Origin of the sequence: Arsenophonus sp. PmNCSU2021_1 (assembly GCF_036919435.1) — a bacterium.
Lineage (GTDB): Bacteria > Pseudomonadota > Gammaproteobacteria > Enterobacterales > Enterobacteriaceae > Arsenophonus > Arsenophonus nilaparvatae.
Genome location: NZ_JAZHPL010000004.1, coordinates 770,382 through 793,134, shown reverse-complemented (window position 1 = coordinate 793,134; position 22,753 = coordinate 770,382). Strand labels below are relative to the sequence as shown.

26 protein-coding genes and 1 pseudogene are annotated in these 22,753 nt (G+C 38.3%); 16 read left to right on the top strand and 11 right to left on the bottom strand.

Going from position 1 to position 22,753, the window contains the following annotated elements; all coding sequences use genetic code 11:
* The first annotated feature begins 25 nt into the window (after positions 1–25).
* Positions 26–187, top strand: coding sequence for an RNA-binding S4 domain-containing protein (locus V3224_RS09095; RefSeq protein WP_442890098.1), 162 nt, complete (start codon positions 26–28; stop codon positions 185–187).
* Between the two features lie 135 nt (positions 188–322).
* Here V3224_RS09095 and V3224_RS09090 read toward each other — a convergent pair whose 3' ends face one another.
* A complete protein-coding gene (locus V3224_RS09090) occupies positions 323–511 on the bottom strand; it encodes an ogr/Delta-like zinc finger family protein (protein WP_072012855.1) in 189 nt (62 codons plus the stop codon).
* A 640-nt stretch (positions 512–1,151) separates the two neighbouring features.
* Between V3224_RS09090 and V3224_RS09085 the strand changes: the two genes are divergently transcribed.
* The 3 genes from V3224_RS09085 (at position 1,152) to V3224_RS09075 (ending at position 4,026) form a co-directional block, all read left to right on the top strand.
* Positions 1,152–2,099, top strand: a complete 948-nt coding sequence (locus tag V3224_RS09085; RefSeq protein WP_442890178.1) for an IS701 family transposase — start codon at positions 1,152–1,154, stop codon at positions 2,097–2,099.
* 49 nt (positions 2,100–2,148) lie between these two features.
* Entirely contained in the window at positions 2,149–3,393 is a 1,245-nt protein-coding gene (locus tag V3224_RS09080; protein ID WP_334470022.1) for a glycoside hydrolase family 68 protein, read from the top strand.
* A 246-nt stretch (positions 3,394–3,639) separates the two neighbouring features.
* Positions 3,640–4,026, top strand: a complete 387-nt coding sequence (locus V3224_RS09075; protein ID WP_334470020.1) for a peptide deformylase — start codon at positions 3,640–3,642, stop codon at positions 4,024–4,026.
* Here V3224_RS09075 and V3224_RS09070 read toward each other — a convergent pair.
* The gene (locus V3224_RS09070; RefSeq protein ID WP_334470018.1) at positions 4,009–4,983 is read right to left on the bottom strand and encodes an IS701 family transposase; all 975 of its coding nucleotides are present in this window, start codon (positions 4,981–4,983) and stop codon (positions 4,009–4,011) included. The genes V3224_RS09075 and V3224_RS09070 overlap by 18 nt on opposite strands.
* Between V3224_RS09070 and V3224_RS09065 the strand changes: the two genes are divergently transcribed.
* Positions 4,968–5,276 carry a peptide deformylase gene (locus V3224_RS09065; protein ID WP_334470016.1) on the top strand — a complete coding sequence of 103 codons (309 nt, stop codon included), beginning with the start codon at positions 4,968–4,970 and terminating at the stop codon, positions 5,274–5,276. The genes V3224_RS09070 and V3224_RS09065 overlap by 16 nt on opposite strands.
* Before the next feature lie 558 nt (positions 5,277–5,834).
* Here the strand turns inward: V3224_RS09065 and cysS are convergent.
* A complete protein-coding gene (gene cysS / locus V3224_RS09060; RefSeq protein ID WP_334470014.1) occupies positions 5,835–7,226 on the bottom strand; it encodes a cysteine--tRNA ligase in 1,392 nt (463 codons plus the stop codon).
* A gap of 270 nt (positions 7,227–7,496) precedes the next feature.
* On the opposite strand from cysS, the gene ppiB reads away from it, so the two are divergent.
* From ppiB to V3224_RS09015, 9 genes are all read left to right on the top strand, one after another.
* Complete coding sequence (gene ppiB, locus V3224_RS09055) at positions 7,497–7,991, top strand: peptidylprolyl isomerase B (RefSeq protein ID WP_032115161.1); 495 nt, start codon at positions 7,497–7,499, stop codon at positions 7,989–7,991.
* A 9-nt stretch (positions 7,992–8,000) separates the two neighbouring features.
* Complete coding sequence (gene lpxH, locus V3224_RS09050; protein ID WP_032115160.1) at positions 8,001–8,726, top strand: UDP-2,3-diacylglucosamine diphosphatase; 726 nt, start codon at positions 8,001–8,003, stop codon at positions 8,724–8,726.
* 127 nt (positions 8,727–8,853) lie between these two features.
* Positions 8,854–9,384: a 5-(carboxyamino)imidazole ribonucleotide mutase gene (gene purE / locus V3224_RS09045; RefSeq protein ID WP_334470011.1), complete on the top strand. Its 531-nt coding sequence runs from the start codon at positions 8,854–8,856 to the stop codon at positions 9,382–9,384.
* Positions 9,381–10,469 carry a 5-(carboxyamino)imidazole ribonucleotide synthase gene (gene purK, locus V3224_RS09040; protein ID WP_334470009.1) on the top strand — a complete coding sequence of 363 codons (1,089 nt, stop codon included), beginning with the start codon at positions 9,381–9,383 and terminating at the stop codon, positions 10,467–10,469. The genes purE and purK overlap by 4 nt, the downstream gene beginning before the upstream one ends.
* An 86-nt stretch (positions 10,470–10,555) precedes the next feature.
* Positions 10,556–11,815: an MFS transporter gene (locus tag V3224_RS09035; RefSeq protein WP_334470007.1), complete on the top strand. Its 1,260-nt coding sequence runs from the start codon at positions 10,556–10,558 to the stop codon at positions 11,813–11,815.
* A 98-nt stretch (positions 11,816–11,913) separates the two neighbouring features.
* The gene (locus V3224_RS09030; protein WP_334470005.1) at positions 11,914–12,702 is read left to right on the top strand and encodes an SDR family oxidoreductase; all 789 of its coding nucleotides are present in this window, start codon (positions 11,914–11,916) and stop codon (positions 12,700–12,702) included.
* A gap of 59 nt (positions 12,703–12,761) precedes the next feature.
* Positions 12,762–13,619 carry a co-chaperone YbbN gene (locus tag V3224_RS09025; RefSeq protein WP_334470003.1) on the top strand — a complete coding sequence of 286 codons (858 nt, stop codon included), beginning with the start codon at positions 12,762–12,764 and terminating at the stop codon, positions 13,617–13,619.
* A gap of 20 nt (positions 13,620–13,639) precedes the next feature.
* Positions 13,640–14,581: an SPFH domain-containing protein gene (locus V3224_RS09020; RefSeq protein ID WP_334470001.1), complete on the top strand. Its 942-nt coding sequence runs from the start codon at positions 13,640–13,642 to the stop codon at positions 14,579–14,581.
* 16 nt (positions 14,582–14,597) lie between these two features.
* Positions 14,598–15,080, top strand: coding sequence for an NfeD family protein (locus V3224_RS09015; RefSeq protein WP_334470000.1), 483 nt, complete (start codon positions 14,598–14,600; stop codon positions 15,078–15,080).
* Here V3224_RS09015 and cueR read toward each other — a convergent pair.
* Positions 15,046–15,444 (bottom strand): annotated as a pseudogene (gene cueR, locus V3224_RS09010) (Cu(I)-responsive transcriptional regulator). The gene V3224_RS09015 and the pseudogene cueR overlap by 35 nt on opposite strands.
* 130 nt (positions 15,445–15,574) lie before the next feature.
* On the opposite strand from cueR, the gene V3224_RS29865 reads away from it, so the two are divergent.
* Positions 15,575–15,694: a cation transporter gene (locus tag V3224_RS29865; RefSeq protein WP_442890091.1), complete on the top strand. Its 120-nt coding sequence runs from the start codon at positions 15,575–15,577 to the stop codon at positions 15,692–15,694.
* Between the two features lie 26 nt (positions 15,695–15,720).
* On the opposite strand, the gene V3224_RS09005 is transcribed toward V3224_RS29865, so the two are convergent.
* The 3 genes from V3224_RS09005 to V3224_RS29860 form a co-directional block, all read right to left on the bottom strand.
* Positions 15,721–16,593, bottom strand: a complete 873-nt coding sequence (locus V3224_RS09005) for an IS982 family transposase (protein WP_334467716.1) — start codon at positions 16,591–16,593, stop codon at positions 15,721–15,723.
* Positions 16,594–16,784: 191 nt separating this feature from the next.
* Positions 16,785–17,546, bottom strand: coding sequence for an IS21-like element helper ATPase IstB (istB, locus tag V3224_RS09000; protein WP_334467780.1), 762 nt, complete (start codon positions 17,544–17,546; stop codon positions 16,785–16,787).
* On the bottom strand, positions 17,533–17,775 hold the full coding sequence (locus tag V3224_RS29860) for a hypothetical protein (RefSeq protein WP_442890089.1): 243 nt from the start codon (positions 17,773–17,775) through the stop codon (positions 17,533–17,535). The genes istB and V3224_RS29860 overlap by 14 nt, the downstream gene beginning before the upstream one ends.
* Positions 17,776–18,169: 394 nt before the next feature.
* On the opposite strand from V3224_RS29860, the gene V3224_RS08990 reads away from it, so the two are divergent.
* Positions 18,170–19,573 carry a tyrosine-type recombinase/integrase gene (locus V3224_RS08990; protein ID WP_334469999.1) on the top strand — a complete coding sequence of 468 codons (1,404 nt, stop codon included), beginning with the start codon at positions 18,170–18,172 and terminating at the stop codon, positions 19,571–19,573.
* On the opposite strand, the gene V3224_RS08985 is transcribed toward V3224_RS08990, so the two are convergent.
* From V3224_RS08985 to V3224_RS08970, 4 genes are all read right to left on the bottom strand, one after another.
* Positions 19,567–19,785: a hypothetical protein gene (locus V3224_RS08985; RefSeq protein ID WP_334469998.1), complete on the bottom strand. Its 219-nt coding sequence runs from the start codon at positions 19,783–19,785 to the stop codon at positions 19,567–19,569. The two genes, V3224_RS08990 and V3224_RS08985, sit on opposite strands and share 7 nt — an antisense overlap.
* Before the next feature lie 148 nt (positions 19,786–19,933).
* Positions 19,934–20,179, bottom strand: coding sequence for a hypothetical protein (locus tag V3224_RS08980; protein WP_334469997.1), 246 nt, complete (start codon positions 20,177–20,179; stop codon positions 19,934–19,936).
* A gap of 378 nt (positions 20,180–20,557) precedes the next feature.
* Complete coding sequence (locus tag V3224_RS08975) at positions 20,558–21,982, bottom strand: DEAD/DEAH box helicase (RefSeq protein WP_334469996.1); 1,425 nt, start codon at positions 21,980–21,982, stop codon at positions 20,558–20,560.
* Entirely contained in the window at positions 21,954–22,748 is a 795-nt protein-coding gene (locus tag V3224_RS08970; RefSeq protein WP_334469995.1) for an antA/AntB antirepressor family protein, read from the bottom strand. The genes V3224_RS08975 and V3224_RS08970 overlap by 29 nt, the downstream gene beginning before the upstream one ends.
* Between the last annotated feature and the right edge of the window lie 5 nt (positions 22,749–22,753).

Here is a 22,753-nt window from a genome sequence, read left to right as displayed (position 1 = left end):
GCCTTATATTAAATTATGTGATTTATTGAAATTACAAGGTTGGGTGGATAGCGGCGCCGCAGCCAAAGCACTTATCGCCCAAGGTGATGTAAAAGTTGATGGTGAAATTGAAACCCGTAAACGCTGTAAAATTAGCAAAAATAATATTGTCACTTTAATTAATAACAGCGTAATAGTTAAAGAGTAATCATCAATTATAAAAAAATATTTAACAATGCCCCTTATAACGGGGGCTAATCTTCTGCTTAATTTTTACTCATTTTTAAGTAATGATTTACAGCTTTTAAAGCTAATGAGTGAATATTTTATAATATTATTCTTATCAGGTAACAATAGTAAAATTTTCTTCTGTCTCTGGAGCAGAAATTATTCTGGCTAAACTTTCTAATGTTTTAAAGGTACAAGAACATCTTATATTTTGACATTGATAATAAGATTCCTTAGTTTTGTTAGTTAAGTAACGGCTCGTTCTAGTATGAGCGGTATTTTTACAAACAGGGCAACGCATCATATACACCTCCTAAAACTTAAGATTGAGTAATTTATATAGAGGTAAAATGATCTGTTTTCGTTATAAATCTCTACCTTGTACTTCAGTACTAGCGCTATTTAAATCAATATCCATTGAAAATGGAACATCAACTCGTTATACCAAGGTTAGATAGCAACAACCATCTCTTTTTTGTTATTTTTTGTTGATTATTTGATATTTCAATATATTTACCACTACCTAGATCACCACTCGCTTTTCTTTTTTAAGCCGCAACGCGTCCTTTTATCCTTTTTGTTGTGTGGTTGACGACAGATTTTTTTAACGTTAAAAATTTGTTTTTTTATTGTTAGATTAAAGACTCCTACACGAGTTTCGCAATCTCCAAAAAAAGAAGTATAAATTTAAAAACAAGAAAAAATCAGGGTGTTCATATTTTGTCGGGTTATCCATGTATTAAAGATATCTATAAAACATTCTTACAAGTAAGCAGTTTAAGATACACGAGTTTCGCACAGGCCTATAAAATTCTAGAAATGGCTTAAAAGTAATGATTAATCTGCAAGTTACTGAAATGCATAAATTCACTTAATTTACAATAAGTTATATTTAATTTATAAGGTTTTATCTATTTACATATTATGCTGAATTAAACTTAAAAATAGAGCGTTTTTTTATTGGTGCGAAACTCGTGAGATACTCTGGTTTAGCGTTATCAGAAGTAAGCCCATCGCCTTTATCTCATGACACTGTTAGCCGATGGCTAAAAAGTAGATGTTTTAGACCTAAAGACCTATGGCGATTAGTTGAACCTTCTATAGACAAAAAAAGCCCTTGCGTACTAATTGCCGATGATACATTGATTGCCAAAACACGTAGTAAAAAAATAGAGATGGTCCATTATCAATATTCAGGTAATGAACATGAGGTTATTGCTGGCATGGGTTTAGTTAATTTGCTTTGGCATGATCTGACGAAGGTTGAATCAATTCCTATCAATTATCGTATTTATGATAAAGATTCTGATGGAAAAACAAAAAACACGCACTTTTCCGAAATGCTCACTCTTGCTAAAAAAAGAGGGATCATGCCAGAAGCCGTAGTGATGGATGCTTGGTATTCTAGCCTGGATAACCTGAAATCAATTCGCTCTCATGGTTGGATCTGTGTAAACACGCTGAGGAAAAATAGGATTGTTAACCATAACAAACAACTGAACAAGTTAGACATCTCAGAAGAAGGAACGTCAATACACTTGCGAGGATATGGTTGGGTAACCGTTTTCAAATTTACAGCCAAAAAAGGCCGTATTGATTACATAGTAACAAACAAAGAGAATCCCACCCGTCAATACCTCAAATCTATCATGGATGCCCGTTGGTCTGTTGAAGTTTATCATCGAGAAGTTAAACAAAACTGTGGTATTGAACGCTGTCAGGCTCGCACGAGCCGAGCGCAAAGAAATCATATTTTTCTCGCTATTTCTGCGTGGTTTGAACAACATAAACGTCGTATATCTGAAAAAATAACCCTTTATCAACAAAATTGGGACGTAATCAAAAGTGCTATTACTGAGCAAAGCCGTGTTTTATTAGCGTACCCAAATTAGTTTTGTGCGAAACTCGTGTCCTATAAAGATAAGGAGATTAACTTAAATCATGGACATACTAAGAGACAGAGTTATTACTAGTTGTTGGACGCGAGCTGATGCACTTAAGGTTCATTTCGATGATCCAACAACAACGCAACCCAAGGTCAATATTGACTTCCCCGTTATGAGTGAAAAGTTGTTTATCTGGGATACCATGCCATTACGAGATCTTGAAGGCAATATTGTATCAGTGGATGGTTGGTCGATTATTTTTACTCTCACGGCAGTGAAACAACCCGACCGATTTAAAGACAAAAATGGTAATTACGATATTGTTAAAGACTGGAATGATCGACATGGCCGAGCCCGCATGTGCTTTTGGTACGCCAGAAATAGTAAGAGTTGGCAATACGGTGGCCGAGTAATGAATGATGGCGTATCACCAACAGAACGTGAGTGGGCCGGTACTCCTATTTTACTAAATGATAACGGTGACATTGATCTTTATTATACCTGTGTTACACCTGGCGCAACTATCGCTAAAGTTAGTGGTAAAGTGCAAACTGACAATAATAGTGTAAAACTAAGTGGCTTTGACAAGGTTATCCCGCTTTTCTCTGCCGATGGCGTTTATTATCAGACAGAAGAACAGAATGAGTATTGGAATTTCCGCGATCCTTGCCCTTTCATTGATCCCAATGATGGCAATCTTTATATCGTCTTTGAGGGTAATGTTGCCGGTGATAGAGGCTCTCATATTATTTCTAGCGCTGATATGGGCAATGTGCCGCCAGGTGAGGATGTGGGCGGCGCTAAGTATCAAGTTGGTTGTATTGGTTTTGCAGTGGCAAGAGACAGCACGGGAAATAATTGGGGAATACTTCCTCCATTGCTCACCGCCGTAGGTGTAAATGATCAAACAGAGCGTCCACATTTTGTATTTAAAGATGGTAAATATTATCTTTTTACCATTAGTCATCAATACACTTATACCGATGGTTTGAAAGGCCCAGATGGTGTTTATGGTTTTGTCAGCGATTCATTATTCGGCCCTTATACACCACTTAACGGTTCTGGTTTAGTGTTAGGCAATCCATCTTCCCAACCGTTTCAGACTTACTCACATTATGTTATGCCTAACGGTCTTGTCACTTCATTCATCGATAACGTTCCTGGTCGTGGTGACAAGTTTCGTATCGGTGGCACCGAAGCACCGACTGTGCAAATTAAAATTGTTGGTAATAGAACTTTTGTCGTCAAACAGTTTGATTACGGCTTTATTCCACCGCTAAAAAACATAGTTGTCAGATAAATAAATTATCTTGATATTGAGCGATATTTTCGATTTCATTATAAAATATCGCTTAAAACACATAATGAAAAGTAAAAAATACGCATGATTATTCAATTCAAATGTCAATCAATATTCTGCATGACACCTATATAAACTAAAAGAATATTAGCAATTATGAAGAAAATATTTTTGTATGTGATTCTACTATTCCTTTATAAAATCGGTTTCTGTTATGCATTAACAAATAGTAATAAAGGTAATAATATGAAAGATACAGTACGATTAGTTACTATTGAAGAAGACGATCATAATATATTACTCAAGTCAGCAACATCTGTAGTATTCCCGCTAAATAGCAAGCAAAAAAAATTTATTTCTACTTTGCAAAAATTTTTCCATAATTTAAAAAGTCCTTTAGGAAAACCAGCCGGTTTAGCCGCACCTCAAATTGGTTATCCATTTAAAATCGTAATTATTCAGATACCTCCAGAGGCAAAAGAAAAACGTAAATATGTTTATGATACTTTATCACCGACGATACTAATAAATCCGGTTTATACCCCTATATTAAATGCCTGTCAAATTAAAGATTGGGAAGGTTGTTTTTCAGTACCACACGAGTTTCGCACAAAACTAATTTGGGTACGCTAATAAAACACGGATTTGCTCAGTAATAGCACTTTTGATTACGTCCCAATTTTGTTGATAAAGGGTTATTTTTTCAGATATACGACGTTCATGTTGTTCAAACCACGCAGAAATAGCGAGAAAAATATGATTTCTTTGCGCTCGGCTCGTGCGAGCCTGACAGCGTTCAATACCACAGTTTTGTTTAACTTCTCGATGATAAACTTCAACAGACCAACGGGCATCCATGATAGATTTGACGTATTGACGGGTGGGATTCTCTTTGTTTGTTACTATGTAATCAATACGGCCGTTTTTGGCTGTAAATTTGAAAACGGTTACCGAACCATATCCTCGCAAGTGTATTGACGTTCCTTCTTCTAAGATGTCTAACTTGTTCAGTTGTTTGTTATGGTTAACAATCCTATTTTTCCTCAGCGTGGTTACCCAGATCCAACCATGAGAGCGAATTGATTTCAGGTTATCCAGGCTAGAATACCAAGCATCCATCACTACGGCTTCTGGCATGATCCCTCTTTTTTTAGCAAGAGTGAGCATTTCGGAAAAGTGCGTGTTTTTTGTTTTTCCATCAGAATCTTTATCATAAATAAGATAATTGATAGGAATTGATTCAACCTTCGCCAGATCATGCCAAAGCAAATTAACTAAACCTATGCCAGCAATAACATCATGTTCATTACCTGAATATTGATAATGGACCATCTCTATTTTTTTACTACGTGTTTTGGCAATCAATGTATCATCGGCAATTAGTACGCAAGGGCTTTTTTTGTCTATAGAAGGTTCAACTAATCGCCATAGGTCTTTAGGTCTAAAACATCTACTTTTTAGCCATCGGCTAACAGTGTCATGAGATAAAGGCGGTGGGCTTACTTCTGATAACGCTAAACCAGAGTATCTTAAACTGCTTACTTGTAAGAATGTTTTATAGATATCTTTAATACATGGATAACCCGACAAAATATGAACACCCTGATTTTTTCTTGTTTTTAAATTTATACTTCTTTTTTGGAGATTGCGAAACTCGTGTACCAAATAAGATCGACGAAGTTTATCGCTATAATGAAATACATTATGAGGCTTATACACTAGAAGATAAGAAAATAAGTGTTCACGCAAAAGGATTTTTGGCTAGGCTTATTCAGCATCAAATAGATCATTTAAATGGTAAATTATATATTGATTATTTATGTAATGATTGCCGATTTGTTTCAACCTCCGAAGCTTTAAACATAATGAAAATAGAAAAATAAAGGTAATGTCGTATTAACAGGAAAAGCTTTGGCAAAACATGAGGCTATTTAGAAATAATTCACGCTCAATCAAATTCACTTATTAATGAAAACATGACGAATTATCAAAGCAATATTTGTTTTTAACACATTAATAATAAATTAAGCTTATAAGTTACCAAACTTAAAGAATCTCTTAAGTACCAGTGTAAATAAATTAGAATCGATACCAACTGGAATATGGGCTGATCATTCACTTGCAGCTTTACTGGATATTCAACAAACAGCCTTACGATCACAAAAGAGTGTATTAATCACATAATAATATCATTAGGTAAAGAGGAGCCTATATGGATTAATAATAGAGGAATATAGTTGGCAAAACTGCCGGCTTGTAAAATTACTGGTACAGCCGGCGCTGGCGATCTCATGGTGGCTGAATTGATTTATAGTTTACTGATGAAATAAATCCTATAAAGAAACATTCCGTTTAACCACGCTATTTACACAACAAACCAAAACTTAGCTAAAAACAATCAAGCTAACAACCATATATAGACTAAAATTTGAACCTGTTTTTTACTTACGACGCCATACGGTTCCTTGCGAACTATCCTCTAATATAATGCCCATTTTAGTCAGTTCATCACGCGCTGAATCAGCCTGCGCCCATAATTTGTTTTCGCGTGCATCATTACGTTGCTTAATTAATGCCTCAATTTTTTCTATGTCAGCACTGTGAGAAACTTGTGCTCTACTTTGTAAGAATTGTTCAGGATCCTGTGTTAATAACCCCAAGATATTGGCTAATTGGCGTAATTGTACTGCTAATCTATTCGCCATTGCCATATCATCGACTTTCAGTCGATTAATTTCTCTTGCCAAATCAAATAGAACTGAATAAGCCTCCGGCGTATTAAAATCATCGTTCATTGCTTGCATAAAACGCCGCTTAAATATTTCATTATCAGTAGATATAAAATTATTAGTATCAGTATCTCGTAAAGCGGTATACAGACGCTCAAGTGCGGTGCGAGCCTGCTTTAAATTTTCTTCGGTATAATTTAATTGACTACGATAATGCCCTGATAATAAGAAATAACGCACTGTTTCGGCATCATAATGTGTCAATACATCACGAATGGTAAAGAAATTATTTAATGATTTTGACATTTTCTCCCGATCTACCATAACCATTCCAGTATGCATCCAATAGTTTACATAGGGGCCATTATGGGCACAGGATGATTGAGCTATTTCATTTTCATGATGAGGAAACATCAAATCTGCCCCACCACCATGGATATCAAAATGTTCACCCAGTTGTTTACCATTCATGGCTGAACACTCTATATGCCAACCTGGTCGCCCATCTCCCCAAGGAGAAGACCAACTGGGCTCATTCGGTTTAGACATTTTCCATAGCACAAAATCTAATGGGTTACGCTTGGCATCCGTGACTTCAACCCGCGCTCCAGCTTGTAATTGCTCGAGATCTTGGCGGGATAATAGTCCATAATCAGGATCTCTATTAATAGCGAACATGACATCACCATTGTCTGCAATATAAGCATGGCCACGCTCAATTAGGCGCGCAGTCAAATCAATAATTTCTTTAATATGGTCAGTTGCTCTTGGTTCAAAATCGGGGCGCAAAATATTTAACGCATCAAAATCCTTATACATTTCAGCCAACATGCGTGATGTCAAAGCGTCGCATGTTTCATTATTTTCAGCTGCCCGTTTGATGATCTTATCATCCACATCAGTAATATTACGCACATAAGTCAGGTCATAACCAAGATAACGCAAATAACGGCTAATCACATCAAAAGCGACAAAAGTTCTGCCATGACCAATATGACATAAATCATAAATAGTAACACCACACACGTACATGCCAATTTTGCCTGGGGTAATTGGTCTAAACTCTTCTTTTTGACGACTTAGTGTATTATAAATTTTTAACATTGAGACTTTTTCCATCATCAGCCGGTACATGCGGTAAATGGTTTATTTTAATTACAAGATTATGCAAGAGGCCATTGCTACCAATAAACACAACTATTGGAGCCCTATATTCTGAGTTATGCAACTACAAGGCGCAAGGAAATTATTCAATATTCCACAAATACTGACGCAATTAGCCCAATATGGTATAAAATAGTTGATCTACTTTAAATTGATTACTTTGCTTTTTGATTTTTACATTACTTATAACGATTTATCAGGATAGTGATTATGGTAACTTTTCACACCAATTTAGGCGATATTGTCATTAAAACTTTTGATGAGAAATCGCCCATAACGGTAAAAAATTTTTTAAACTATTGTCGTGATGGATTTTACGATAACACGATTTTTCATCGCGTTATTAATGGATTTATGATCCAAGGTGGAGGTTTTGAACCCGGAATGCAGCAAAAAACGACCAAGGATCCAATCAAAAATGAAGCGAATAACGGATTAAAAAATAACCGTGGTACGCTCGCTATGGCTAGAACCAATGATCCACATTCAGCCACAGCACAATTCTTTATTAATGTTGTCGACAACGACTTTCTAAATTTCCGTTCAGAACAGCAAAATGGCTGGGGTTACTGTGTTTTTGGCGAAGTAGTTGAAGGAATGGATATTGTTGATAAAATTAAAGGAGTCGAAACAGGTCGTAGTGGCTTACATCAAGATGTACCAGTTGAAGATGTTATCATCAAACGCATAACGGTTAACGAATAATTATAAACTATGGCAATCTTATTTATTGCTGACTTACATTTAAGTGAAAAAGAGCCGGCTATCACTGCCGGTTTTCTACATTTCTTACGCGAACAGGCGAGCCAAGCTAAGGCTTTGTATATTTTAGGTGATTTTTTTGATTATTGGATCGGTGATGATGATCCCAGCCTGCTACATGAAGCTATAGCGCAAGAACTTAAGGAACTGCAAAGTAAAGGTGTTCCCTGCTACTTTATTCATGGTAATCGTGATTTTTTACTGGGTAAGAAATTTGCTAAAGAAAGTGGCATGATTTTATTACCAGCAGAGAAAGTATTAACGCTACATGGCCATAATATCCTCATTTTACACGGTGATACACTTTGTACTGATGATATTTCCTATCAGCGTTATCGAAAACGAGTATATAATCGCTGGTTGCAACGGCTATTTCTAGCGCTTCCATTATCTACCCGCCACCGCATCGCTGAAAGAATGCGTAAGAATAGCCAATCTGCCACCCGACTTAAGCCAGAGTATATTACCGATGTTAATGAACAAACAGTAATTGAAAAATTTCGAAAATATCAAGTCGATTGGATGATCCACGGCCATACGCATCGACCTGCTATCCACGAAATTAATGTTAATGGTAAAATATTACACCGAGCGGTGTTAGGTGCCTGGGATCAAAATGGTTCAGTGATCAAAATAACGCCTAAAACTATCGAGCTGCTTCATTTCCCTTTTTATTAACATTTCCCATCTCAGCTTAATCCTGTGATGAAAAATTTAGGCAAACGTTTTCCTTCTTTATCGGCCATGATATGATCTCTCTTAATTTGCCATCAATAAATGACTTAAATCCAGGAGCAACAAATTAATGATCGCTCAATTTGATGCACAGAAACCATCACATTCTAACGCCAAAATTGCCATAGTAATGGGCTCCAAAAGCGACTGGAGCACGATGAAATATGCAGCCGATATACTTAATGAACTAGAACTACCCTATCAAGTAGAAATTGTTTCTGCTCATCGCACGCCAGATAAACTCTTCACCTTTGCTGAACAAGCAAAAGAAAAAGGATTGCAAATTATCATTGCCGGTGCTGGTGGAGCCGCACATTTACCCGGTATGCTAGCAGCTAAAACGTTAGTTCCTGTTTTTGGCGTTCCCGTTGTAACAGCGACACTTAATGGTATTGATAGCCTTTATTCGATTGTTCAAATGCCAAAGGGCATTCCGGTGGCTACCTTCGCAATTGGTAAAGCTGGGGCAGCCAATGCAGCATTACTGGCAGCCCAATTTCTTGCTGGTACAGATAATGAACTTTATGAGAGTTTATCAATCTGGCGTTTAAAACAAACTAATGACGTCTTAAGCAATCGCGATCCACGGGAGGTGGAATGAAATCGATTTGCGTCCTTGGTAATGGCCAGTTAGGCCGCATGTTACGCCAAGCAGGAGAGCCGTTAGGTATTAGTGTCTATCCTATCGGTATCGATGATAAATTAGAAACTATCTCCTATCAACACAGCATCATAACAGCCGAAATTGAGCGCTGGCCCGAAACGCCGCTTACATGTGAATTAGCTTGCCAAGCTAGCTTTATTAATCGCGATATCTTTCCGCAACTGGCCGACCGGTTGCCACAAAAGCAATTGCTAGATTCTTTAGCCTTAACGACGGCTCCCTGGCAACCTCTTACCAATCAAACACAATGGCCACAATTATTTACCGAGTTAGGCGATTTTGTTATTGTTAAATGTCGTACTGGTGGTTATGACAGCCGTGGACAATGGCGTATCACACCGGATAACCTATCAATACTGCCAGCTGAGATTTATGGCCAAGCAATTGTTGAAAAAGCCATTCCTTTTTTAGGAGAAGTTTCACTCGTCGGTGCACGTAATATAAATGGCCAATGTGTTTTTTACCCGCTAACATACAATCTGCCTCAAGAGGGCATACTACGGGCAAGTATCGCTTTTCCTCAGCCAGATAAAAAATTGCAAACTCAGGCAGAATTGATGCTGTCGACCATTATGACAAAATTAAATTATGTGGGTGTTATGGCAATGGAATGTTTTATTTTAAATGATAAACTGCTAATTAACGAATTAGCGCCACGTGTTCATAATAGCGGTCACTGGACGCAAAATGGCGCATCTATTAGTCAATTTGAACTCCATCTGCGAGCCATTTCAAATTTACCAATTCCTACCCCTAATATAGACACTACGGCAGTCATGATTAATTTGATAGGTACAGCATTAAATCCTGCATGGTTGTCATTACCTTTAGTTCACCTACATTGGTATGAAAAAGACGTCCGTCCAGCGCGCAAAGTAGGCCATCTAAATTTGTGTAGTAACAATCGGCAAGCGATAAAAAACTCATTAAATACAATAAAAACCTTACTTCCTAGTGAATATAACGATAGTATTGGATGGCTAAACACAAAATTAATGCATTCCCCACGACACGATGAGTGAAAATAAAAACAACTACCATGTTGAATAAGCCAGTTTATTGTTAAGCTTACTGTTTTCATGCAATAGTTGTCTGCTTAGGAGTCATAATGCCTGCACAACAACAAATATTTGGTCCTATTTACCCATGGTATATGTTAGTTTTATTGGGATTAATTTACTTCTTATCAACAGCCACCACTTTCACTTCTCTAGGTGTCGTACTACCTAGCATGATTAATGAATTCAATTGGAACTGGGCAGAAGCAGGACTGGGGTTCACAATATTAGGATTAACCTGTGGTTTATCAAGCTATCTACCCACCTTAATGATCCGTAAACTGGGTCTTCGAATAACATTATTATTCGGCCTTACTATTTTTATCCTTGGCTTTTATTGCCTCTATTCTACCGCCAGTTTATTTGATTACTTTTCTGGTACTGCCTTGTTAGGCATTGGCTTTACTTTTTTAGCAACGGTACCAGGTACTTATGTTATTTCGCGATTGTTTGAAAAACAATCACTCGCTTTTGGCTTCTACTTCACTATTGGTGGCTTAGGCGGTGTGGTAGGCCCTTGGATCTATTTCCTGGCAACACGTGTCTGGGGTTCATGGCGCATACACTGGGTCATTTCAGCGCTTTGTTTGGTAATTGTTGTTTTTATTACACTATTAACCTTACGCGAAGGCCAACGTGAAATTTCACATGCCAAAACGATCGCTGACAAATTGACACAACACTCTTCAGAAACAATTTACAAAACGAAAGAAATATGGACTGCCAGTGGTGCCCTACGCACCTGGCAATTTTATATCATTGCCGCTAGCTATACCGCCTTTCTTTGGTGCGGTATTACCGTTAATAGCTTTGCCGTTGCCCACATTATAGAACAAGGTTTTAGCGAAACAATTGCCGCAGGTTCCTTAAGTGCAATGGCGTTTATCAACGCCTTCTCTCGCCTGGCTGGCGGTGCAGTCGGCGAGCAGCTAGAGCCAAAAAAATTATTAATAATCAGTCTAATAATTATTATTTGTGGACTTATTGCCCTCAGTTTTGCCACAACCTGGCTGTGGCTAATCTTATTTACTATTGGTGTTGGAGTCGGTTATGGCATGACCTTTCTAGCCTCAAGTGTTTTACTGGCTAATTATTTTGGTCGAGATCCATACCTGGAGCTTTTTTCTGTCATGAACTTACTCTCTACTTGCGCCTGCTTTGCCCCATTCTTCGGCGGAATAATAAAAGATTATACAGCGAGTTTTACTCCGGCATTTTTAATTATTACTATTCCTGTTTTCATCATTTTATCACTAACATTATTCATGAAACCGCCAGTACAGCGATTACCTCAAAATTACAAATTGTAATTAAAAACAGACTTATTTTACTTATTTAGCGCTTTATCTGTTGGCATTAAGAATCAATACTAATACGTAGAATGATAATTTTATTGAGATCAAAAACTATGAAAAGAGTGATTTTTATTACCGGAACCTCAAGTAGTATTGGATTATGCGCTGCCAAAATTTTGCTAACCAAAGGTTATCGAATATTAGCGGGTTGTCGTAAAGAAGCCGATTTAATTACCATGAAAACACTAGGCTTTGAACCGATTAAAATTGATATGGATAATGCAGAAAGTGTAAAACAAGCAGCCCAACAAGTTATCGAATTAGCTAATGGCCGATTATATGCCTTATTTAACAATGCCGGCTATGGTGTCTATGGCTCACTGAATACCATCAGTCGACAACAACTAGAGCAGCAGTTTTCCACTAATTTTTTTAGTATCCATCAGCTCACCACTCTATTGCTACCGGCCATGCTACCATATAACGAAGGGCGTATCATTCAGACCAGCTCTGTGTTAGGAATTGTCTCTTCTGCTGGTCGTGGAGCCTACGCGGCCAGTAAACATGCCTTAGAGGCTTGGTCAGATGCACTTCGTCTTGAACTAAAAGGCTCGGGTATAAAAGTTTGTATTATCGAACCTGGCCCAATTAAGACACGTTTTACTGACAACGTCGATCAAACCAACAAAGATAATCCGGTTGAAAATCCAACTATCGCTGCAAGGCTTGCATTAACGCCAGAACACGTTGTCAAACGACTACTCCATGCATTAGAGAGTCCCAAGCCTAAAATTCGCTACCCAGTAACACTATTAACTTACGCTATTGCCTTTATGAAACGTCTATTACCTGATCGGTTAATGGATAAATTTTTAACATCACAAATATCTTTTTCCCCTTGAAATAACCAAGTTTGAGCTTATTTTATAGGGATCACCGAACATAATTTAAGAGAAACATCATGCTAGCAGCTGCTTATGCCATCGACGTAAACGAATCTAATCTGCAACAAGTCATCGAACAATCAATGATGCAACCGGTTGTTTTCTATTTTTGGTCACCACAAAGCCCTCATTGCCAAACCTTAGGTACCACGCTGGATAAATTAGCGGCTGAATATACTGGCCAATTCACGCTAGCAAAAGTCAATTGTGACACCGAGCAAATGGTTGCCGCTCAGTTTGGATTACGAGCCATTCCAACTGTCTATTTATTACAGCAAGGTCAACCGATTGATGGCTTTCAAGGACCTCAATCTGAAGAATTTATCCGCGAAATGTTAACGCATGTCCTACCAACAGCAGAAGAATTAAAAATTGCTCAAGCGACTGAATTAATGGCCGCTGGAAAAACCGCCGAAGCTTTGCCCTTGTTAAAAGAAGCCCATCAACTAGCGCCTAAAAATAGTGACATTAGCCTAACTTATGCAGAAGCATTAATTACCCTCAATCAGTTAGATGAAAGCCAGAAAATTTTGAACACCATCGCTATTCAAGATCAAAATAGCCGTTATCAAGGTTTATTAGCCCAAATTGAACTACAAAAGAAAGCCGCAGATACACCGGAAATTAAGCAACTACAAGAAACCTTCGCTCAACAGCCAGAAAATGCCGAACTAGCGGTACAACTGGCTCTTAAACTACATCAAGTAAATAGAAATGAAGAAGCATTAGAAATTTTGCTAACATTTCTTAAGAAAGATTTGTCGGCAGGAGACGGTTCTGTGAAAAAAACGATGATGGATATTTTATCTGCCTTAGGCTCTAGTGATCCCTTAACAAATCGCTACCGTCATCAAATTTACTCACTACTTTACTAACATCAAACAGGAAAAACGCGATGGACTTATTTTCTTTTGGTGCCATACCCATCATTATTTTTGTTGCTATTGTCATTGTTTTAACTTGTGTGAAAACCGTGTCACAAGGTTTTCAATGGACGGTTGAACGTTTTGGCCGCTACACCCGTACACTACTACCAGGTTTACATTTCATTGTTCCGTTCATGGATAAAATAGGAAGAAAAATTAACATGATGGAGCGAGTTTTCGATATTCCATCGCAAGAAGTTATTTCTAAAGATAATGCCAATGTCACTATTGATGCCGTTTGCTTTATTCAAGTTGTTGATCCCGTTCGTGCCGCATACGAAGTGAATAACCTTGAATTATCTGTAATTAATCTAACCATGACCAATATTCGTACGGTATTAGGTGCGATGGAACTAGATGAAATTTTGTCTCAACGAGATGTAATCAATGGTCGTTTACTGCATATTGTCGATGAAGCTACCAATACCTGGGGGCTTAAAATCACCCGGATTGAAATCCGTGATGTTCGGCCGCCGAAAGAATTAATTAATGCCATGAATGCGCAAATGAAAGCAGAACGAACTAAGCGCGCTGACATTCTTGAGGCTGAAGGGATACGCCAGGCAGCTATTCTAAAAGCTGAAGGTGAAAAGCAGTCACAAATTTTAAAAGCAGAAGGTGAACGTCAATCAGCATTTCTACATGCTGAAGCGAGAGAGCGCGCGGCAGAAGCCGAAGCCAAAGCAACCCAAATGGTCTCTAATGCCATTGCCAATGGTGATATGCAGGCGATAAACTATTTTATTGCACAAAAATATACCGAGGCGCTAACCAATATTGGTAAAGCTGATAACAGCAAAGTTATTATGATGCCGCTTGAAGCAAGTAATTTAATGGCTGCTATTGGTGGCATCAGTGAACTATTTCAAGACAACAAAAAACGCGATAGCCAAAAAAGCAATCAAACATAACTAGAGGTATTAAACGATGCTTGAGCAAATAATTGCGCAACCAGCCTGGTTTTGGCTCTATTTAGGTGGATTACTGTTAATTGCTGAGCTACTCGGTGCCGGCGGTTATCTACTCTGGTCTGGTGTTGCTGCCGTTATCATGGCGCTTATTACCTGGCTTATACCTGAAATGAGTTGGGATTGGCAAGGTCTATTATTTGCCATTATGATCATTCTTTCTGTATTGGGTTGGAGTAAATGGCTTAGCATACGTAATAAATCAATGCCCGATGAACCTAATCAAAAGCAACATCAATTAATTGGCACAAAAGCACGTTTAATCTCAGATACCAATAATGGCTATAGCAGAATACGACTGGCTGATGGTAGCTGGCGGGTTTATTGTTCTCAGCAATTATTAGCTAACACTGAAGTCGAAGTGATTGATGTCGATGGTATTACGCTAACCGTCAAACCGGTTTGGTCTAATCAACATGATGACCAACCAGATGATCAATAATCGGGCATTTTGCATTGTCATCCCCTGGACACGATGCAACCAATGAAAGCAAGCTATCGCGGATCAAATTAAGTTCGGTAATGGTTTTTTCAATTTCACTAATTTTATTTAACGTCGCCGCTTTTATATCCGCACTGTGGCGACGTGGATTACGGAAAAGTTCAAGTAATTTCCGACACTCTTATAACGTAAATCCAACCTCTCTGGCTTGCTTTAATAATGTTAATTCTTCCAAGTGAGCAGGTTGATAATGGCGATAGCCATTTTCACTTCTCGCTGGCGGAGTAATTAATGACTTTTCCTCATAAAACCGAATTGTCTTGGCACTTAATCCCGTTTTCTCTGCAACTTGAGTAATATTCATTATTTCTCCTTGACCTTACCCTTACTAGAAGGTTTAACCTTTATCATAATCCAGGTTATTTCAGCCATAATGTTAGGACGTAATTAGCATTATACCAATTAATTTATTGTATGCATTAAGAGTGTCAATCATGCCTAATATCACCATTCTAGCGCTACAAGGACTGACTTGCTCCAATTGTATTAGCAAGCTAACTAAAGCGCTGGAAGCACTGCCAGACATACAACAAGTTGCCGTTACACTTAATTAACCTGAGTTCGGGATAAGCATTATCAATTATACTTGAAGATACGTACCTGCAACAGGTATCTTTGGTTTAGATGGCATTAAACAATATGCAACCAGTCCGCCTAATAAATTCACTACAAAGTTAGCCGGAGAGCGATGTCGCGTATGCTCTATTTGACAAAGATTTTTTAACTCATCAAATACCGTTTCAATGACAGAACGATGACGCAAGATGGCTTTGTCGAAACAAGTCTGTTTAATAGGCTTCATTTTCTTCTTGATATTCGTTATAAGGCTAATTCCCATCGTTTTGAGTTGCTGTTTCAGTGAAGCCGATAAATACCCTTTATCTGCGTACAAACAACCAGAAAGATCCTTTGTCAGCTCAGGCAATGGTTTCCGATCATCGGTGTTTCCTGGTGTGAGTCGAAAACTGAGTATTTCCCCCAAATGATTGATAATTACATGAAGCTTGAAACCAAAGAACCAACCTGTTGAATTTTTTCCCCGTTCAGCTATCCCATTGAAGACTTTATGTCTGCGGATCCGTAAGTTATCACACACCGCTATCGGAGTAGAATCGGCAACCGATAGCCCCGTGCATTTTCCCTTAATTGACTCAAACAGTGCCGTTAACGCTAAGGCACTACGCGGAAGTAACTCTACACAGCGTGAATAGGATGGCAAGTTAGGAAATTCCTTCCGGAGATATAAGCGGACATAATAGAGATAAAATACCTTGAATTGCCTGAATCGGAGTTGATGAAACAACACAACCAGTGTCATCATTTCCGCCAACGAAAGCTGAGTAGACCGTCTACGACGCTTAGTACCGTTAGTCAGCAAATATTCATGCATTTTTGGCTCGAAGTCTTTGCAAAAATCATCCATCAGGCAATAAAGTTCAGTAAGATTTTCCATAATTGTTTAACAATGCTCTACTCTTTAACCAGACTGTTAGAGTATTTTAACAAAACAGGCTCATTCAACTATTTGAATATCAAGACTTTCTCTTTATTTCTTATCCCGAACTCAGGTTAATTATGTGTCAACGATCACCGAAAACTGATCCACTTTTTAGCTAAATCCGATCAATCAAAATTGATCCACTTTTACTCAGTCATTGCTCCTGAGCGCCGCTTATCTTTCAATCGATAGCTTTCACCGCTTAATTGCAGTACATGCGAATGATGAAGTAAACGATCAAGCATAGCGGCAGTTAATGTTGCGTCATCAGCAAAAGCATTTGGCCATTGCCCAAATGATAAGTTACTCGTCAATATGACACTGCCATGCTCATAACGCTTGGCAATCACATTGAAAAACAGGTTTGCTTCTTCTCGCCCAAACGGCAGGTATCCAATCTCATCGATAATCAACAATTTCGGGGCCATCACCGAACGTGATAGATATTGTTTGAGCTTATTTTGTCGTTTGGCAGTTGAGAGTTGCAACATCAGTTCAGCTGCCGTGGTAAAGCGGGTTTTCTTCTTGGCCTGTACTGCTTTTAATCCTAACCCAATAGCTAAATGCGTTTTGCCTACACCGCTTGGGCCAAGCAACACGACATTTTCATTACGTTCAATAAACGTTAATGCGCTTAATTCCTGTATGTGTTGTTTGGGGATCCCCGTTGCAAACTTAAAATCGAACGTATTAAGTTCTTTATGTGCTGGGAATCCTGCCATCCGACTCAAAAGATTACGGGTTCGTTCATCTCGTTGTTGTTGCTCACATTTTAATAGGGACAGTAAAAACTCTCCGTAGCTTTTGTCTTGGGCAATGCATTGTTCGGCAAGTGATGACCAATGAGTCGGAATAGAATTTAATTTCAATGACTCACACAGGTGTTCAATTTGTTCATGCAATAACATGTTCACCTCCCAGCAATGCTTCGTATACGCTGATTGAGTGTTGCAAACTGACAGATTCAAGGGGCGGTACGATACGGATATTAAGCGTATCAGTCTGCGGGATAGATTGGCAAACCCTTGCTGGTAAGGGTAGAAGATACTTAACTTCCTTAGCTAGTCTATCTGCTGGCTTCTCTAACGTTGTTCCATGAATCCGCTGATGGGCAACGCGTTGTAACCAGGGCCCCACTCTTGCATTAGCTATCTCAATATCCAGTTCAAGATTATGAGCACGAAGGTCGGTATTTAATGGTACGATAAAGCTGTTTTTTAAATAGTGGTTAAAGCGCTCTACTTTCCCTTTAGTTTTTGCCCTGTAGGGCTTGCAAGCACACAGTTGATACAGCGATGAGTAATTAATAAAGACATATCAATACCTTATGATTAAATTACATGAATATCAATAAGTTATGCATAAAATCTATTAGTTCCTTTTATCTATAACTTGTAATTTTATACAGTATACATTACATTGAAAAACCTAATTCTACAACACAAAATAACAACACATACTGTTTTTAATATCTAAAAATATTAAGTGTGTGAGCATTAAACTCAATATTTTGTTTTAAAAGGTAAATTCAATGGCTCTCGGAACAACACAAAGACAAAAAAATACTTATTCTGATGAATATTTAGAAGCTTTAGAGCGTTGGGAGTCATGTAAACCCCCTTACACAAGCTCACACATGAAGATCTGTGTTGTGGCAGCTAAATCTATTCTAAAACATTTAGGTAAACCGCGACGATCAAAATATGAAAAACAATATAATTTAAGGCTAGATTTCAATAAAGTCGGCAAAGTTACCATATATGCGGAGTTTCCTAAACATATGGGGTTAAAAGGAAAAAGATTAGGAGAGTGGCCTGAATTAACTTTACCATTGGCGAGGGAAAAAGCCCAAGAGTTAGCAAAATATGGACTAAAAGCAGAGTCTATTCACCAGCTATTGGATTTATACGAGAAAGACTTATGGGGGAAAGTACAGCGTACTAAGCTTAGTCAAAATAGTTATAAGACTTATTGTTGTCGAATTAAACAATTAAAAGAAGCCTTTGAACCTCGTGAAATTTTTAGTGATATAACTTATTCTCGATTAATTGAAGTGTTGGATACTTGGATCCAAACAAAATCGAATAATCAATCTTTTGAATTATTTGCTGAATTACGACGTTTCTGGAAATATGCGGCACCACTTTATTGTAACGGTAAGAATATTGCAGCTAGTTTACCAAACGATTATGTTTCTTCTAGAGTTCAAAAACCTCAGCCAACAAGGTTATTTACTGATCTAGAATCTATTGCAGCACTTTGGTTAAATGTTGCTTCCTGCTCTTCTATACACCAAAAAAATGCAGTCAGATTTATGATATTAACAGGTGTAAGACCTATAAATGTTTCTAATTTACGTTGGGAATATGTTGATCTAGACAATCTGGAAATTATATATCCTGCGGGAGTTACTGGGATGCGAGGCGCAATGAAAACTCAAAAGGAATTTAGATTACCGATTACTTGTGCAATGAAAAAAATATTGGAAGAGCAAAAAGAATGGAATGATTCAGTTCCAAGTTGTAATCATGTATTCGTTTTCTTGCAACCTAGAGATCCTAATCTACCTTTTGCAAAAAGATCATTAGATAAATTAGTTAAAATGCACAGTCCTAAGGGTGCTGTGAAAGGCATTACGCATGAAGGAACAGTAAAAGGGAAAGCTGGGGCATTTAACACTATGTGTAGGAAATTTTTAAAAAGCAATGTCATTGTTCAGATGCGAGCAAAAGGCTTTTCACGGTCTGATACTCGTGAAATAAGCCTTTTATGCTTACATCACTCAGATAGGAGTATTGATCCTATGGCTGAACATTATGATTTTTCAGAAGAGATATTACAAGAAGAAATGGTATTAAAGCGTCAGGCTTTTGAAGCTCATGAAACTAGTATATTGATTCAGGCTGCTTTATTGCGGCGCAAGTTGTATCAATAGATACTTCGACATTTTTCAATAAAAGCTTTTACGTTTTTATACTCATATCTAATTATTTTACTAGTAAAACGGATAGGAGATAAAACTTTTCTATGTCGGTGAGTATTATTCCAATCTGCAAGAGTTTTACTACTTATGCCTCCAATTAATTCACATACTTCTTCAATATTTAACAAATCATTATCTTGATATTGTTTTTTAGTATTCTGCATGGTTACCTCAATATACTAATTTATTCCTATAAAAGTTTGGCTTTTGCATATAGTTATCCCTGAATATCAAATTGATAGACGTTCACCTTTCGGTATTGATAATTCAAGCGGGGTAAATTCAGGTGGAATAATAACTATTCGCTCTAGACTATTTCTTTAATGTATCTAGAAATACCCCCAAATAGACCAAGAGTGCAGAGACTATCATAATGCCGATAACCAGTAGCTCTTGCCCACCTAAATGGATATTGCCTAATTCACCACGTTTGAACCTGATTTGCGGGTCAATGATAGTATCGGCGTGCGCAAGATGTCCAACTGCCAATTCAAAGGCAAATGCTGCACCGATAAACAATAATGTCGTGATTAGTAATTTGATGATGTTAAGTTTCATGGTTGAACCTTTTGAAATTGGCTTATTTCTTAACGCAAATCGCTTTGGCGTTGATATCCTTGAAAGTTTCAAATTCCCGCTGAAACTGCTTAGCGGCAAATTGACACATATTTTCAGTGTCAAATTCCTGAGTATGAAGACTTGCAAAGTTACTGGATGCCTAAGGACTGGTGTACATGGCCAAGATTAAAATCCACATGGTAAGTTCTCCGTTGCTAATAAGAATAATAATGTTAATGGTAACTATTTGTTTTAAATGTATAAATATTTGTAAATTTAAGGTTAATTCTTTATTTCTCTTGTATAATTATTGGGTTGTGTGTTTGCTATTCACAATTTTTTTTCCCCTGGTGTTGGCCAGCCTTGCGCTGGTCTTTTTTACTTTCTCTTCATAGCTTCCAGTAATAAATCCTGTATTGCCCGTTTTGAGTTGCGCCTTTCCATGACCACTTCATCGAGTGTATCTTTAGCGACGATATGGTGAATAAAGACAGGGCGGTTATGTCCGGCTTGTGCTTGACGCGTAGGGCCGATACGTTCGATAATTTGCTGGTACTGCTCCAAGTCCCACCAGTGGGAGAAAAAGACCAGAATATTACCGCCGTCCTGTAAATTTAAGCCGTGTCCACAGCTTGCGGGGTGGTCAAAAAGCAACGGAATTTTGCCATTATTCCAGTCGGTAAGGGTTTGTGGGTTAGCGTCTAACATTTTGCCTTTTGGGAAGGCTTTTAATAAACGCTCCAGGTCATGCTTCCAGTGGTAAGCAACCAGCACTGGCATCCCTCCTGATTCATTAACAATACTTTCCAGTGCCTGGATTTTGGCATCGTGTATTTCTGTCCAGTTGTGATTGTCATCGCTATAAATAGCGCCACTGGCAATTTGTAAGGTTTTTATTGTTTTGGCCGCGGCGTTTAACTCTTCAATAGCGCTATCACCTAATTCAAGAAACAGTTCTTTTTCCATCGCCTGATAGTGTGCTCGCGCTTTTGCAGGTAGTTCAACGTTGATAACGTTGTGTATCGGCTCTTCGATATCAAACCAGTCAGTGGCATTAAGGGATAAGGTGACATCACTGAGAGCTGCCTGAATTTGTAGATTAGCAAATCCTAAAGGCTCAAACCTGCTCCACTGTTGCCCAGGGAACTGGATACGGTTAAACCAGCGGGACGTAAACGCATTATGCGTTCTGCCTAAGCGTTCGCCCTGGTCAACAAACCACGCTTGCCCCCATAAGTCCATTAGACCATTCGATGAAGGTGTACCGGTTAGATTTACCCATCTATGGACAGATTTATGGGCGATTTTGGCAAGGGCTGCGGTGCGTTTACCCCCTTTGCGTAACCGGAATGATTTTAACCGGGTGCTCTCATCGGCAATAATTGTGCCAAAAGGCCAACTGTCTCCAAGGATGTCAACCAGCCAGACGAGATTGTCATAATTGACCGTAAATACGCTGGCATGGGTATTTTTGAGTGCTGCCATCCGTGATTTGGCAGTGCCAATGATGGGTTGCACCTCGATATTATGGAGGTGGTTCCATTTAAGTGCTTCATCCGGCCAGGTGGATTGGGCTACCCCTAGAGGGGCTAATACCAATGTGGGTTTGGTTTCACTGCCTGATAAATAGAGATTTTCTAACGCCGTCAGCGTTGCTGCTGTTTTACCCATACCCATTCCCGCCCAGACATTTGAGCGTTTGATATCGAGTAGGTGATTGATAATGAGATTTTGGTAAGGGCGAGGGGTGAAGGGTTTTGCGGTTGTCTTTTGTTCAGGCGACAATCTGGATAGTTTTGTCATGGGTATGTAATCCGTTCCAGTTCTTTTTCATGGGGAGTTTGTCAGCCAAATACTGGTCATAAATTCGCTGTGCGCCTTTTCTCAGTAAAACAGGGCGATAACTAATGAAGCTATTCGCACCATGGGGGCTGATTTCATTTTGTTTTTCGGTTAAATATTTATCCCGAGCATTAGCAGCAACGCGCCAGCGTAAATTGTTACCGGACTTACTTTCGTTATAGAGCCAGTTTTTCGCTGCAAGGTAATGATTTATCTGTTGACTATTCACCCCGTTAAGCATTTTGCTAAACTGGGTAGGGGTCATACCTTCTTTGAAGAGATTTTTAAGACAATCGTTTTCGGTTGAGAGACTTTTATTTTCCAGTAACAGCTTTTCTTTCTCTTCCTCGGCACGAACAACCATGAGCGCCAGTTCTTTTGCCGTTGGTAGTAATGCTTGAGGTTGTAAAATACGCCTTTCGCATTCAATAAAATACTGTCTGGCCTGCTTCCCTTTTTCGTTACGCTCAACCATGGATAGTTCTTTCGCCATATCAAGGGAAATGTGATATTCCTTTGCCGGACGACCTCCTAAGCGGTTTTCGCCAGAATTGGCGAAAACTATATAGTCGATATTGTCTTCAAATCCGTATTGCTTAATACGGTCTTTAATCCAATTTGAGAAATCCTTGCCAACTTCTAAAAATTGATGTAAATCACGGGCATTAACCGTTTGGATTAATGAGTCATTGATGTTTTTTGTTTCGATGTTGATTAAATTTTGCATGTAAA